Annotated in this window: 14 protein-coding genes and 1 pseudogene; 13 read left to right on the top strand and 2 right to left on the bottom strand. The window is 31.0% G+C overall.

Features of this window, described 5'->3' with window-relative positions:
* Positions 1 to 163: 163 nt before the first annotated feature.
* Both CD113_RS12820 and CD113_RS12620 read left to right on the top strand, forming a co-directional pair.
* A pseudogene (locus CD113_RS12820) lies at positions 164 to 343 on the top strand (IS110 family transposase); the annotation flags it as partial.
* Between the two features lie 340 nt (positions 344 to 683).
* The gene (locus CD113_RS12620) at positions 684 to 779 is read left to right on the top strand and encodes a type I toxin-antitoxin system Fst family toxin (RefSeq protein ID WP_002465043.1); all 96 of its coding nucleotides are present in this window, start codon (positions 684 to 686) and stop codon (positions 777 to 779) included.
* A gap of 140 nt (positions 780 to 919) precedes the next feature.
* Here the strand turns inward: CD113_RS12620 and CD113_RS01220 are convergent, their stop codons facing one another.
* Positions 920 to 2,521: an ABC-F family ATP-binding cassette domain-containing protein gene (locus tag CD113_RS01220; RefSeq protein WP_002465042.1), complete on the bottom strand. Its 1,602-nt coding sequence runs from the start codon at positions 2,519 to 2,521 to the stop codon at positions 920 to 922.
* Positions 2,522 to 2,666: 145 nt separating this feature from the next.
* Between CD113_RS01220 and cvfB the strand changes: the two genes are divergently transcribed.
* The 6 genes from cvfB to phoU all read left to right on the top strand — a co-directional run bounded on the left by cvfB (position 2,667) and on the right by phoU (position 8,353).
* Positions 2,667 to 3,572, top strand: a complete 906-nt coding sequence (gene cvfB, locus CD113_RS01215; protein ID WP_002465041.1) for an RNA-binding virulence regulatory protein CvfB — start codon at positions 2,667 to 2,669, stop codon at positions 3,570 to 3,572.
* Positions 3,573 to 3,835: 263 nt separating this feature from the next.
* Complete coding sequence (locus tag CD113_RS01210) at positions 3,836 to 4,783, top strand: phosphate ABC transporter substrate-binding protein PstS family protein (protein WP_002465040.1); 948 nt, start codon at positions 3,836 to 3,838, stop codon at positions 4,781 to 4,783.
* A gap of 179 nt (positions 4,784 to 4,962) precedes the next feature.
* Positions 4,963 to 5,889 carry a phosphate ABC transporter permease subunit PstC gene (gene pstC, locus CD113_RS01205; RefSeq protein ID WP_002465039.1) on the top strand — a complete coding sequence of 309 codons (927 nt, stop codon included), beginning with the start codon at positions 4,963 to 4,965 and terminating at the stop codon, positions 5,887 to 5,889.
* A 1-nt stretch (position 5,890) separates the two neighbouring features.
* Complete coding sequence (pstA, locus tag CD113_RS01200; protein WP_002465038.1) at positions 5,891 to 6,808, top strand: phosphate ABC transporter permease PstA; 918 nt, start codon at positions 5,891 to 5,893, stop codon at positions 6,806 to 6,808.
* Positions 6,809 to 6,857: 49 nt separating this feature from the next.
* Positions 6,858 to 7,706: a phosphate ABC transporter ATP-binding protein PstB gene (gene pstB / locus CD113_RS01195; RefSeq protein ID WP_002465037.1), complete on the top strand. Its 849-nt coding sequence runs from the start codon at positions 6,858 to 6,860 to the stop codon at positions 7,704 to 7,706.
* Positions 7,707 to 7,711: 5 nt separating this feature from the next.
* The gene (phoU, locus tag CD113_RS01190; protein ID WP_002465036.1) at positions 7,712 to 8,353 is read left to right on the top strand and encodes a phosphate signaling complex protein PhoU; all 642 of its coding nucleotides are present in this window, start codon (positions 7,712 to 7,714) and stop codon (positions 8,351 to 8,353) included.
* 61 nt (positions 8,354 to 8,414) lie between these two features.
* On the opposite strand, the gene pepF is transcribed toward phoU, so the two are convergent.
* Positions 8,415 to 10,226 (bottom strand): oligoendopeptidase F, encoded by a 1,812-nt coding sequence (gene pepF, locus CD113_RS01185; protein WP_002465035.1) that lies wholly within the window; start codon positions 10,224 to 10,226, stop codon positions 8,415 to 8,417.
* Positions 10,227 to 10,637: 411 nt separating this feature from the next.
* Here pepF and CD113_RS01180 point away from each other — a divergent pair, with 411 nt between their 5' ends.
* The 5 genes from CD113_RS01180 (at position 10,638) to CD113_RS01160 (ending at position 14,759) form a co-directional block, all read left to right on the top strand.
* Complete coding sequence (locus CD113_RS01180) at positions 10,638 to 10,982, top strand: 6TM ABC transporter family protein (protein ID WP_002465034.1); 345 nt, start codon at positions 10,638 to 10,640, stop codon at positions 10,980 to 10,982.
* Positions 10,983 to 11,504: 522 nt separating this feature from the next.
* The gene (gene nikB / locus CD113_RS01175; protein WP_002465033.1) at positions 11,505 to 12,488 is read left to right on the top strand and encodes a nickel ABC transporter permease; all 984 of its coding nucleotides are present in this window, start codon (positions 11,505 to 11,507) and stop codon (positions 12,486 to 12,488) included.
* 1 nt (position 12,489) lies between these two features.
* On the top strand, positions 12,490 to 13,308 hold the full coding sequence (gene nikC / locus CD113_RS01170; protein ID WP_407070847.1) for a nickel transporter permease: 819 nt from the start codon (positions 12,490 to 12,492) through the stop codon (positions 13,306 to 13,308).
* Entirely contained in the window at positions 13,295 to 14,068 is a 774-nt protein-coding gene (locus tag CD113_RS01165; protein WP_002465031.1) for an ATP-binding cassette domain-containing protein, read from the top strand. Before nikC ends, CD113_RS01165 begins: the two co-directional genes overlap by 14 nt.
* Entirely contained in the window at positions 14,061 to 14,759 is a 699-nt protein-coding gene (locus CD113_RS01160) for an ABC transporter ATP-binding protein (RefSeq protein ID WP_002465030.1), read from the top strand. Before CD113_RS01165 ends, CD113_RS01160 begins: the two co-directional genes overlap by 8 nt.
* Positions 14,760 to 15,089: the final 330 nt, after the last annotated feature.

Raw genomic sequence — 15,089 nt, 5'->3', positions numbered from 1 at the left:
CTTATGCATTTGATGCAATCAAATGTAAACAAAAGATAGTCACTACGAAGTAGAGGCTTAGTGGCTCTTATGCATTTGATGCAATCAAATGTAAACAATAAAATAGTCACTACGAAGTAGAGGCTTAGTGGCTCTTATGCATTTGATGAATCAAATGTAAACAATAAAGAGGCAACATCATAAAGATAATCATGTCGAAGATTATTATTACAAACTAAGAAAGCAGACTAATGAGAAATCTCATAAGACTGCTGTCATCGCTTGTATTAATCAACTGTTAAAAACAATTCATTATTTGGTAATGAACCAGAAATTGTACGATTATCAAATATCCTCACATTAGGCAAACGTACAATCAAGTACAATTTAAGATCTTAATTCAAAGTTTAAATTGAAAAGTTTAATTCAGTAATGCTTATTTTATTTATAAGTACCTGACTAATCGTACGAATAAAAACTGTCACAAATTATTTCATACTTAAATTTAAGTATTTGGCAGTGACTATCTGGTTTGTAAATGTTGATTTATCAACATTTTACAAACCTAGTCACTACTATATAACCACATTAAATTACATCGCTATTTTATCATATAAAATATTTATATATTAATAAGATGATGTTATAATGAAAGAACACCTGTTCCCTAGGTGTCAAATTGACACGGAAGGAGGTTGTTTACCATGTCAATGGTAATTATTAACGTTTTAGGCACGATTATTTCAGGTTGTGCCATTGCTTTTTTCACTTATTGGCTTAATGAAAAAAGTAAAAAATAGCAGGTGCTAAAGCCACACAGTTAAATCCCCTCACTATGGCAGTAGTGAGGGGATTTGTGTTTGCCATGTCAATGGTTATAATGTTATTTTACACCATAATTCTTGATTGTGCAATTTATAAATATAATAATTTTAAAATATTATTTCAAGACGCCGATTTCTTGTAAGTATTCTTCATATGGAACTTCTTTAGATACACTACCTGGTTTATTTAAATCAATGACTCTATTAGCTATTGTATTAATAAATTCAAAGTCATATGAAGTAAATATAATTGATCCTTTGAAAGATTTTAAGCCATCATTAACAGCTGTAATACTTTCTAAATCTAAGTGATTTGTTGGTTCATCTAATAGTAAAACATTGGCACTAGAAAGCATCATTTTACTTAACATACAACGGACTTTTTCTCCACCAGATAAGACACTTGCTTTTTTCTTAACTTCTTCGCCACTAAATAGCATACGTCCTAAGAAACCGCGTAAGAAAGTTTCAGTTTGTTCATCTTCAGGCGCATATTGTCTTAACCAATCGACTAAGTTCATATCGACACCTTCAAAGAATTCAGAGTTGTCTTTAGGGAAGTAACTTAATGATGTTGTTACACCCCATTTATATGATCCTTCATCGGGTTCCATTTCTCCAGCTAAAATTTTAAGTAAAGTCGTCTTAGCAATTTCACTATCTCCAACCAAAATTGCTTTGTCATTTGGATTCATAGTAAATGAAATATTATCTAAAACTTTTTCACCATCAATTGTTTTAGATAAATTTTGTACAGTTAATAAATCGTTACCAATTTCACGCTCAGGTGTAAATTTAACGTATGGATATCTTCTAGATGATGGTTGAATATCATCTAATTCTATTTTTTCTAATTGTTTCTTACGGCTTGTTGCTTGTTTAGATTTAGAAGCATTGGCAGAGAAACGAGCGATAAAGTCTTGTAACTCTTTCATTTTTTCTTCTTTTTTCTTATTTTGTTCTTGAGCCATTTTTTGTGCTAATTGACTTGATTGATACCAGAAGTCATAGTTACCCACGTATACTTTGATTTTACCAAAATCAAGGTCAGCAATATGTGTACATACATTGTTTAAAAAATGACGGTCATGAGAAACAACAATAACTGTATTATCAAAATTAATTAAGAAGTCTTCTAACCAACTTATTGCAGGAATATCCAAACCGTTTGTCGGTTCATCAAGTAGTAATACGTCTGGATCGCCAAATAAACTTTGTGCTAAAAGAACTTTAATTTTTTGGTTGTTTTCTAATTCAGACATTTTTTTATCATGTAATGATGGATCGATACCAAGACCTGAAAGTAGGTTAGCTGCATCAGCTTCAGCATTCCATCCATTCATTTCAGCAAATTCGCCTTCAAGTTCAGCAGCACGAATACCATCTTCATCACTGAAATCAGGTTTCATATAAATCTCGTCTTTTTCTTTCATGACTTGGTATAATCGCTCATGACCTTTAATAACGACATCTAATACACGTTCATCTTCATATGCGAAATGGTCCTGTTTTAAAACAGCTAGACGTTCATCTTTACCAAGTGATACGTGGCCAGTTTGTGAATCTAATTCTCCAGATAAGATTTTTAAAAATGTAGATTTACCTGCACCATTAGCACCAATTAATCCATAACAATTACCTTCTGTAAATTTAATATTTACATCTTCAAATAGTTTACGATCACCAAAGCGTAAACTTACATCAGTTACTTGTAACATGCATTTTCTCCTTTTTACTATCGATATTCTAACGGATGAATTATATCATAAATTCGATATAGTTTCGACCTCATATAAGTTGTAATGATAGATTGACTTAGTCATGTTATAATTATAAAGAATATAAGACCAGAAGGAGAATAACATGGCATTAGATAAAGATATAGTAGGCTCAATTGAGTTTTTAGAAGTTACTGGTTTGCAAGGTTCAACTTATCTATTAAAAGGACCACATGGCGAACAAGTTAAATTAAATCAATCTGAAATAAATGATGACGATGAATTAGAAGTAGGCGAAGAATATAGTTTCTTCATTTATCCTAACCGTTCAGGAGAATTATTTGCGACACAAAACATGCCTGAGATTACTAAAGATAAATATGATTTTGCTAAAGTTTTAAAAACAGATCGTGATGGTGCACGTATTGATGTAGGGTTACCACGTGAAGTATTAGTACCATGGGAAGATTTACCTAAAATTAAATCATTATGGCCGGTAGCTGGTGATCAAATATTAGTAACACTAAGAATAGACCGTGAAAATCAAATGTTTGGACGATTAGCGAGTGAATCAATTGTTGATAAAATGTATTCACCAATAAATGATGATCATTTACAAAATGAAATTATAGAAGCTAGACCATATCGTGTATTAAGAATTGGTAGTTTCTTATTAAGTAATGATGGCTATAAAATATTTGTTCATGAATCAGAACGTAAAGCTGAACCTCGTTTAGGTGAACTGGTATCTGTTCGTATAATTGGACATAATGACAAAGGTGAATTAAATGGTTCATTCTTGCCATTAGCACATGAACGTTTAGACGATGATGGTCAGGTAGTGTTTGATTTATTAGTAGAATATGATGGCGAATTACCATTTTGGGATAAATCTAGTCCCGAGGCTATTAAAGAAGTCTTTAACATGAGTAAAGGGTCATTTAAACGCGCAATTGGTCATCTTTATAAACAAAAAATGATTAATATTGAAACTGGTAAAATCACTTTAACTAAAAAAGGTTGGAGCCACGTAGACTCTGAGGAAAAATAACATTTCTTTCTAAATTTAATAATTAAATAGCTTAAGACTCTCATTGATTATAGTGAGAGTCTTTTTTTATTTCTTCTATTATAAATACTATTTTTAAATAACATAAATGACTTATTAATAGTCATTCATCTTTTTACAATTCCTTAACAATCCTTTGCTGAATTTTTACAATATCTAAAAACGTCGTTAACATTTGTCAGTTATCATGAGATTGTAAGCAAAACATAGTTATTATTCGAGTTACATAACAGGAGGATTTTTCAATGAAAAAATGGCAAATGGTTGGATCAACAGTTATCGGAGCTACGCTTTTACTTGGCGCATGCGGAGGAGGAAATAGTAATAAAAGTGACCTTAAAGGACAAGCAAAAGGTGATGGTTCATCAACAGTTGCGCCCATAGTTGAAAAATTGAATGAAAAATGGGCACAACAACATCCAGAAGCAAAAATTTCAGCGGGGCAAGCAGGAACTGGTGCAGGTTTCCAAAAAATCATATCAGGAGATATTGACTTTGCAGATGCTTCAAGACCGATCAAAGATGAAGAGAAACAAAAATTAGCAGCAAAAAATATCAAATATAAAGAATTTAAGGTAGCACAAGATGGTGTAACAGTAGCAGTAAATAAAGACAATGATTTTGTTACAGAGCTTGATAAGAAACAATTAAAAGAAATTTACTCAGGTGAAGCTAAAACTTGGAAAGATGTAGATAATAAATGGCCGGATAAGAAAATTAATGCAGTATCTCCGAACTCTAGTCATGGTACTTATGATTTCTTTGAAGATGAAGTAATGAATAAAGAAGATATTAAAGCTGAGAAAAATGCAGATACCAACGCGATTGTATCATCAGTAACAAAAAACAAAGAAGGTATTGGATACTTCGGCTATAATTTCTACGAACAGAATAAAGATAAATTAAAAGAAGTTAAAATTAAAGACGCAAAAGGACAATTAACTGAACCAACTAAAAAATCAATTCAAGATAGTAGTTATGCCTTAAGTAGACCGTTATATATTTATGTAAATGAAAAAGCCTTAAAAGATAATAAAGTAATGTCAAACTTCATGAAATTTATTCTAGAAGATAAAGGAAAGTCAGCTGAAGAAGCAGGATATGTAGCCGCTCCAAGTAAAGATTACCAAACGCAATTAGACGATTTAAATAAATTTTTAGATAAAGAACAAACATCAAAAGATAAAAAATAATTAAGTATCAGTCCAATTTGGGAGAGAACCAAAATAAAATGATAAATCGTTATTTAGTTTCGATAACCCACAATTTAAACATTATTGATATCAATAGACTTTTAAATGTGCGTATTAAATAATGATTCATCTTCATATATATATTAATTCAATTGGGAGTTAGAGAAAGAGGTTTGAATATGACTTCATCTACAAATATTAAAACTTTAATTAATGAACATAATAACAAAAACAGAAAGTATAGCGATAAAATTGTACCTATTATTTTAGCTTTGATTTCAGGAGTTGCAATATTAACGACATTAGGAATTTTATTTACGTTATTAACTGAAACCATTACGTTCTTCACAAGAGTACCTATCAGTGAGTTTTTATTTTCTACAACATGGAATCCAACTGGCTCTAATCCTCAATTTGGTATTTGGGAACTGATCATTGGAACATTAAAAATTACATTAGTTGCCACTATTTTTGCTGTACCCATTGGACTGGGTGCTGCAATTTATTTAAGTGAATATGCTAGTGATAAAGCGAGACGTATTATAAAACCCATTTTAGAAATATTGGCAGGTATTCCAACTATTGTCTTTGGTTTCTTTGCCTTAACATTTGTAACACCTATATTAAGAGCAATTATTCCAAATTTAGGTGAATTCAACGCACTAAGTCCTGGATTAGTTGTGGGTGTTATGATTATTCCATTAATTACAAGTCTCAGTGAAGATGCTATGGCATCCGTCCCTAATAAAATTCGTGAAGGTGCGTATGGCTTAGGTGCAACAAAATTTGAAGTTGCTACAAAAGTTGTCTTACCGGCTGCAACATCTGGCATCGTCGCTTCTATTGTCCTGGCTATTTCGAGAGCTATCGGTGAAACAATGATTGTGTCATTAGCAGCAGGTAGTTCGCCAACTTCATCATTTAGTCTAACAACTTCTATACAAACAATGACGGGCTATATCGTTGAAATTGCTACAGGTGACGCAACATTTGGTTCAGATATTTATTACAGTATTTATGCTGTTGGATTCACACTATTTATATTTACGTTAGTGATGAATTTACTTTCTCAATGGATAGCGAAACGTTTCAGAGAGGAGTACTAATATGGAATTAACAAATAATGAGCATAAGCATTTAGTAGATCAACAAATGGTTCATAGTCAGATGACAAAACGAACGATAATTAACACAATTTTTAAATATGTTTCTTTAGCATGTACGTTACTAGGCTTAGTTGTCTTAATAGCATTACTTACACAAACTATTATGAAAGGTGCAGGGCATTTATCGTTAGATTTTTTTACAAATTTTTCATCTTCTACACCATCAATGGCTGGCATTAAAGGCGCATTAATCGGTTCATTATGGTTAATGTTAAGCATTATTCCATTATCAATTATTTTAGGAATTGGAACTGCTATCTATTTAGAAGAATATGCCACGCATAATAAATTCACGCAATTTATAAAAATAAGTATTTCAAATTTAGCAGGTGTCCCTTCTGTTGTCTTTGGTTTACTAGGCTATACATTGTTTGTAGGTGGGGCAGGAATTGAAGGTTTAAAAATGGGTAACAGTATTTTGGCAGCAGCTTTAACGATGACGTTACTTATTTTGCCTATTATTATTGTTTCAAGTCAAGAAGCTATAAGAGCAGTACCAAATTCAGTTAGACATGCGTCATATGGCTTAGGTGCTAATAAATGGCAAACGATTCGTCGTATCGTCTTACCGGCTGCTTTACCAAGTATATTAACCGGATTTATTTTATCATTATCCCGAGCTTTAGGAGAAACAGCTCCACTTGTATTAATCGGTGTACCAACGATACTTCTTGTCCTACCACATAGTATTTTAGATGAATTCTCAGCATTACCAATCCAAATATTTACATGGGCTAAAATGCCTCAAGAAGAATTCCAAAATGTTGCATCGGCAGGCATTATTGTATTGTTAGTCATTTTAGTATTAATGAATGGTATAGCTATCTTATTACGTAACAAATTTAGTAAAAAATTCTAATAAAAATAGATTTTTTTACATTATTGATTAGTAAAAAGGAGAGAATAATATGACTCAGACATTAGCTCAAGCAAAAAACATTTCTCAACTAAATAAAAATGTTGAATTTCAAAGCCATCAAAAGATTAAAGATGATAATAAAAAGAAGGTAATTTATTCTACACAAAATCTTGATTTATGGTACGGTAACAATCATGCCTTGCAAAATATTAATTTAGATATTTTAGAAAATCAAATCACAGCTATTATCGGACCATCTGGTTGCGGTAAATCAACATATATCAAAACATTAAATCGTATGGTTGAGCTTGTACCATCTGTCAAAACAGCAGGTAAAATATTATATAGAGACCAAGATATTTTTGACTCAACATATTCAAAAGAACAATTAAGAACAAATGTGGGTATGGTCTTCCAACAGCCTAATCCTTTTCCAAAGTCAATTTATGACAATATTACTTACGGACCAAAAATTCATGGTATTAAAAATAAAAAAATACTGGACGACATTGTAGAAAAATCATTACGTGGCGCTGCAATTTGGGATGAATTGAAAGATAGACTGCATACAAATGCTTACAGTTTATCTGGAGGGCAACAACAACGTCTATGTATTGCTAGATGCTTAGCAATTGAACCAGAAGTTATCTTAATGGATGAACCTACATCAGCACTTGATCCAATATCTACATTACGTGTTGAAGAATTGGTACAAGAGTTGAAAGAACATTATACCATTGTTATGGTCACGCATAATATGCAACAAGCTGCTCGTGTCTCTGATAAAACAGCATTCTTCTTAAATGGTTACGTCAATGAATATGATGATACTGATAAAATTTTCTCGAATCCTGCTGATAAACAAACGGAAGATTACATTTCTGGAAGGTTTGGTTAATGATGATGACTATTATTAGACAACGTTTTCAAGATCAGTTAGACAGTTTGATTAGAGATATACAAAGATTAGGTACCCATGTGTATTTTAGTATAGATAACGCTTTAACATCGCTAAGTATCAATGATCGTCAATTTGCACGACAAACGGTTAATAACGATAAAAAAATTAATGCACAAAATTATGATATAAATGAAAAGGTGATTATGTTAATCACTAAGCAACAACCCATTGCTAAAGATTTAAGAATGATGATGTCTTCTTTGAAAATTGCTTCTGATTTAGAGCGAATAGGAGATAACGCTGCTAGTATAGCAAAAATCAGATTACGTACTAAAATTACAGATGATTATGTCTTAACAAGATTAGTAACGATGGGGAATTTAGCTATGTTAATGTTGAAAGATTTAGATGTTGCTTTTAAAAATAACGATATCATCTTATTAAAAGAAATTATACAACGCGACGAAGATATTGATGATTTATACAGTCATATTATTAATACAACGTACTTAATTGATAATGACCCTTTTATAGCAGGACAAGCACACCTAGCTGCTAAACATTTAGAAAGAATAGGTGATCATATTATTAATATTGCTGAAAGCGTTTATTTTTATTTAACAGGTTCACATTATGAACAATAAGAAAACCAAGGTTATCAAGTACCATCATGATAATGGCAAAACTTCATAACCTTGGCATTTTTTAAAACTGTTGTTCAATTTGATTTGTTAAGGATTCAACTTCATCAACTAATTTTGAAATATGATGTATTGTTGCTTTTAATGGTTCATCAGTTGTAATATCGACGCCAGCAGTTTTAGCTAATTCAATCGGATTAGCACTTCCACCTTTTTTAAGTGTTTCTAGCCATGCTGTGACTGCAGATTGACCTTCATTGTTTATCTTATTAGCTACCACTGTACCAATTGTTAATCCGGCAGAATACGTATAAGAATATAATCCCATATAGTAATGTGGTTGTCTCATCCAAGTTAATTCTGCTCCATCAGTGAATTCAACTGCATCACCAAAGAACTGTTGATAAACAGTTAACATAATATGATTTAATTTATTAGCAGTTAAAGATTCGCCGTTATCTACAAGTTTATAAACTTCGCGTTGATAAGCTGCTTCAAGTAAGTGGGTTACCATATTATGATAATAAGTTCTAGATAAAATAGATGCGATAACCCAACGTTTAAATCGTAAATCTTTACTATGTGATAATAAATAATTTGCCATCAACATTTCATTCATCGTTGATGGTGCTTCAACAAAGTACATCGATGCTTCGGATTCTAAAAATGGTTGATGTTGCTGCGCTAAGTTAAAATGACCTGCATGTCCAAGCTCATGTGCTAAGACAAATGTTTCAGCCATTTTGCCCGTCCATGAAATAAAGACGAAGGAATGTGTAGCATAGGGACTTGCACAATAAGCACCCGTTTCTTTGCCTTTATTTTGTGCAAAATCTATCCATCGTTGATCATACGCTTGATGTAACATGTCGACATAGTCATCTCCAAGCACACTAAGCGCGCCAAATATATATTCTTTAGATGATTCAATTGTAATGTCAGGCTCATAATGAGGATCTATAGAGATTTTCAAATCTTCAAATCGCATTTTTTCTAATCCATGAACACGTTGCAATAATTTAACATATTTTTGCATAACGGGTGCTAAGTCACTCATTATGATATCAATTTGACGATCAAACATATCTCGTGTGACTTCTTGATCGTGCAATAAGTAATCAATGACAGAATCATAACCACGTAAATCTGCTTCAATTTTTTCTTGCTGTACTTGCATATTGTAAGTAGCTGCTGTTGTATGTTGGTATTTTTTAAGCGCATTACTGAAGTTTTGAAATGCTTTTTGTCTAAATTGTGCATCTGCATTATCTTCATATTCATTTTCGAATGTAGCATAGTCCATTGGATATGTTGTACCTTGATGCTCAAAAGATTCGAAATCGATATCTAACATTTTAGTTGTGCCATATAAATCATATGGACTGTTTAATGTTGGTGATAGACTTGCTAATACCTGTTCGACATCTGAAGATAATTGATGTGGTTTTTGCTGAATCAGTTGTTTAATATAATGTGGATATGTTGTATGTTCTGCTAATGTAGTTAGTTCATTTTGAGACAATGCTAATATTTCTGATTCTACAAATGATAACTGACTGACAATTTTGCCATAAGTTGTTGATAATTTAGCACTGACCGTTTGGGCTGTATCATCTTGTGTATCAACGCTTAAACGTAGTTCTGCATAATTTGCTAAGCTATCTAATAAAATCAATATATGCTCATAATCATGTAAAGCTTGTTCAATTATCTTATGATTTGTTAATTGCCCCTTAAATTGTTGATTAAAAGCTTGCGCTTGTTTAAGTAATTGATCAATCGTGTCATAATATTGTTCATCGTTGTTAAATAAGTCAGTGATATCCCATTTTTCTGATGTAGGAATATTACTTCTTAATGGTAAACCTTGAGACATGTAATCACTCCATTCTTTTGAAAATACTATATAATCATGATAACAGAAATTGTAGCTAAATGATTATAAGACAACGTATAATATCTCCTTATGAGTTAACATTTAAGACTGGTACAGAAGTAATTGTTTCAAAAAAATTATTTCGTAATCCACCCTCGACAAGACTGACTAGACGTTGATTTATCAACATTTTATAAATATGACATTTACTGTCAATAGCCAAAAACTATTATAGAGCAGTTTTTGTCTCAAACTCATAGAGTAAAAGATTTTAATCACTTTACATGTTGAAAAAAGAGCTATGTTAGTTATTCGGCATTTTCTTACTTTTGTTATTTCAGTTTGACTTAGTTTCTATTTGACCCTTTATGTTATAAAATAGACGTAAGAATTTATTTAAGGAGAAAAAATATGACATTATTTGATATGCCTAATTATTTATGGATAACAACTTTATTAATGATATTATTAACAGTATTTTGTTGTTTAGTATTAAATAAATGGTTTGTCTCTGCTGTAATAACATTCGTTATTTTAGGAGTATTAGCTTTTTTCATTCCAAATTTTGAACAAATTAAATATCAACCATTATTGGGTTATGCGGCTTTTCTAGCCATTATGAGTTTATTAGTAAGCTTTTTAATATGGTACTTCACTAGAAATTGGCGTAAAGAGCGTAAAAGTCGTAAATTACAAAAACAAATTGAAAAATATGGCGTAGAAGGCGTAGAATTACGTCGTAAAGATAGAAAGTAATAATATTGTAAGCATTAATGTCACATTAATCATGTGATATTGATGCTTTTTTAAATTGGTATCAATCATTTTGATGTGTAAATGATGTATTAATATTAAACAACATGTTTCATTATTGAAAGGTAATGGAGGGTCAAATGTGTTAAAAGTTTGACAAAGCGTTGTGGGTAATAAGAACTATACAATTAAGATGGTCAACTGGTAGTAATGATCTGAAATATAAAATGCTGAGATTCAATAGTTTGTAGTCATAGTAAATCTTGCTATAGTTGTTCGACTCATCCTCGAAAACGGACGTGAGAATGTTAAATTAATGTACAAATTAAGTTGCTACGACATTGTTGTCTGGGAATAATTATTGCTGTCATACTACTGTATAACTTTCTGACAATTTTCAATACAAAGCAAACGACTATTATTTTGTTGCTATTAATACTATAATATTTTGTACTGTGCTTTTTTCATAATAATTAAATATATAATTAAAATTGCAATATTATTTAATAAAGAGGAGGTCACATCATGACACTTATCAAAGCACTGATAAAAAGGTTACTTCAAATGATGGTCGTATTATTTATCATTTCACTGTTGACCTTTATCTTAATGAAATTATCACCAGGTAATCCTGTTGATAAAATATTACATCTAGATGTTGCTCAAGTTTCGTCAGAACAAATTAAAGCTACTGAAGATAAACTTGGCTTGAATGATTCAATTTTTTCTCAATGGTGGCATTGGTTTAATCAAATATTGCATTTAGATTTAGGGACAAGTTATGAAACGAACGAACCTGTGACAAATGCAATCGTTAATTATGCTCCACCAACATTATTGATTTCATTGTTAACATTGATAATGTCATTAGTCATTTCAATACCTTTAGGTGTCATTGCAGCGAAAACATATCATGGTAAAACTGATAAAATCATTCGTATTTTGACGTCTTTATCAGTTAGTTTGCCATCATTTTTTATTGGTATTATGTTAATTTACATATTTAACCGTCTGTTGCACATTGATAATAGTTTATTCACTCAATATATATTACCAATTTTCACCTTGTCTCTCGGCATGTGCGCATACATAATACGCCTTATACGTTCGAATTTATTAGACTTGTATCAAAGTCCAGTTGTAGAAGCATCTAGATTACGAGGTATGTCTGAACGTTATATTTTATTACATGATCTACTTAAACCAACATTACTTCCGATTATTCCATTATTAGCTATATCATTAGGTAGTTTAATTGGTGGTACTGTAGTCATTGAAAATTTATTTGACATACCTGGTCTTGGTTATTTGTTAATGGATAGTATTAAATCAAGAGATTACCCAGTTATTCAAGGGTGTGTACTGTTTATTGGATTCTTTGTCGTACTCATTAATACCTTAGGTGATATAGTGACGATTATTGTTGACCCTAAACAACGTCTATTACAACGACAAGTATCTAAAACAAAGTCATCTTTAATGGAAAGTGGGGATCAAAGTGCACTTTAATATAAAAAAACAGCATATCATATATTATTTATTTGCTATCTATATATTACTTTTCATCATTTTGCAGTTTGTTGTTAATAGTGACGATGCAGTAAAAGTTAACTTAGCTCAAACTTTTGAACCTATAAGTTGGCATCATTTACTTGGTACAGATGATTATGGTCGTGATTTATTTACTAGAGTAGTTGTGGGAGCAAGAACGACTTTATTTGTCACTATCCTTACACTACTAGCTACAGTGATGATTGGCGTACCATTGGGTTTAATTGCTGGTTATAAAAAAGGATGGATAGAAAGTGTAATATTAAGATTAATAGATATTGGGCTGAGTATTCCAGAATTTGTTATTATGATCGCGTTAGCTAGTTTCTTTCAACCAAGTATATGGAATTTAGTACTAGCAATAACAGTAATTAAATGGATGAATTATACACGCGTTACTCGTAGTATTGTGAGTAGTGAAGTTAGTAAATCATATATTCAAATGGCGCAACTATTTAAAGTTCCAACAATAGTTATTTTGATAAAACATTTAGTTCCTAAAATAGTACCTTCAATTATTGTCTTGATGATTGTTGATTTTGGCAAAATTATATTATATATAAGTTCGTTATCATTTTTAGGGTTAGGTGCTCAACCACCTTCACCAGAATGGGGAGCGATGTTGCAATTGGGTCGAGATTTCATTGCATCACATCCTGTAATGATTATTGCACCTGCTACAATCATTGCTATAACTATTTTATTGTTTAACTTAACAGGTGATGCACTGCGAGATCGTTTATTAACTAGAAGAGGTGATAATCATGGGTCTCATTGATATACAAAATCTATGTATTACAAGCCAAAATGGTCAAAATATTATTGATGGTATCGACTTAACTATATATCCTCATAAGGTTAATGCGTTGATAGGTGAAAGTGGGGCAGGTAAAAGTTTAACTGCTAAAGCATTATTAGACTTTTTACCTTCAAATATTAGCTGTCATTATGATCAATATCTTTTTGAAAGTCATCCAATAAAAGATATTCATAGATATTTCGGTCGTAAAATAGGCTATATTTCACAAAATTATGCTCAAAGTTTTAATAATCATACTAAATTAGGAAAACAATTAATAGCGATTTATCGTACACATTTCAATGTGTCAAAGAAAGCTGCGTTAGCTAAAGTAACTGAGGCTTTAACATGGGTAAATTTAAAGGACGCCTCATTATTAAATCGCTATAGTTTTCAACTTTCCGGAGGTCAATTAGAACGAATTTACATTGCTAGTGTACTCATGTTGGACCCGCAATTAATCATTGCTGATGAACCTGTAGCATCGTTAGATATTTTAAATGGTTATAAAGTAATGGAATTGTTAGAACATGTCGTTCGCGATCATCATAATACATTATTAATTATTACACATAATATGAGTCACGTCTTAAAATATAGTGATTATATCAATGTGTTAAAAGATGGTCATATCGTAGAAAAAGGCTCTATAGAACACTTTAATAGTAATCACTTAAACTCATATACGCAACAACTAATTAATTATCGAACTAAATTAAAGAGGGATTCATATGATTGACATTAAACAATTATCATTTAGTTATAATAAAAAGCAACCTATTTTAAAAGATATAAATTTAACAATTCATGATTTTGAAAAAGTAGGTATTTTAGGTGAAAGTGGTTCTGGTAAAAGTACTTTAGCACATCTAATTTTGGGATTATTACAACCTGTTCAAGGACAATTAACATGCAATAGTTCTAATATTTTACCAATATTTCAACATGCTTATGATAGTTTTAATCCAGATTGGACAATTTATGAATCATTACACGAAGCTTTAAAATACTATAACAATATGAAAAACGACCATGATATAGAGCAAAGTATTTATGATTACATTACAAAATTAAACTTAGATGCTCAATTATTACAGCAGTTACCTGACTTGTTAAGTGGTGGACAATTACAACGTTTTAATGTTATGCGAACTTTATTAGCACAACCAGAAATTTTAATTTGTGATGAAATTACGTCTAATTTAGATGTCATAGCAGAACAAAATGTTATTGATATATTAAAACAACAAGATGTCTTGAATGTAGTTAACCTCATTATTATTTCGCACGATTTATCTGTGTTACAGCGAACAGTAGAACGTATTATAGTCTTGAAAGATGGGGTCATTGTTGATGATTTTACAACAGCTCAATTATTTAACAGCGATCGTCATCCATATACTAAGGAATTAATCGCAACATTTAATTAACTAACTGTAAGATTAGAGCACTATAATTTAACTATTTTTGTGTTAAGAATTTTTACTTTTATAATGTTTAAGCCAAATTAGCAAAACAGCACAAAATAAGAATGAACATTGCATTCTTATTTTGTGCTGTTTTTTATTTGATAGAAGTATTTTAGTAAGGAACCAATTAAGTAATATGTCGGAACAAGAAGTTAGACAAGCGTATTTAATTTCATTAATTGAACAACGAGAAATGGCACATTTATATGGATTAGAGGAAGAATTTGATGATTTTTGGTAGAGAAACATTCACACTTCTACAAATCGTTATTATTTCGATTTAATCCCGCT

Origin of the sequence: Staphylococcus simiae (assembly GCF_002902085.1) — a bacterium.
GTDB classification, from domain to species: domain Bacteria; phylum Bacillota; class Bacilli; order Staphylococcales; family Staphylococcaceae; genus Staphylococcus; species Staphylococcus simiae.
Note: the sequence above shows the minus strand (reverse complement) of the source record. Positions and strands in the feature narration are given on the sequence as shown.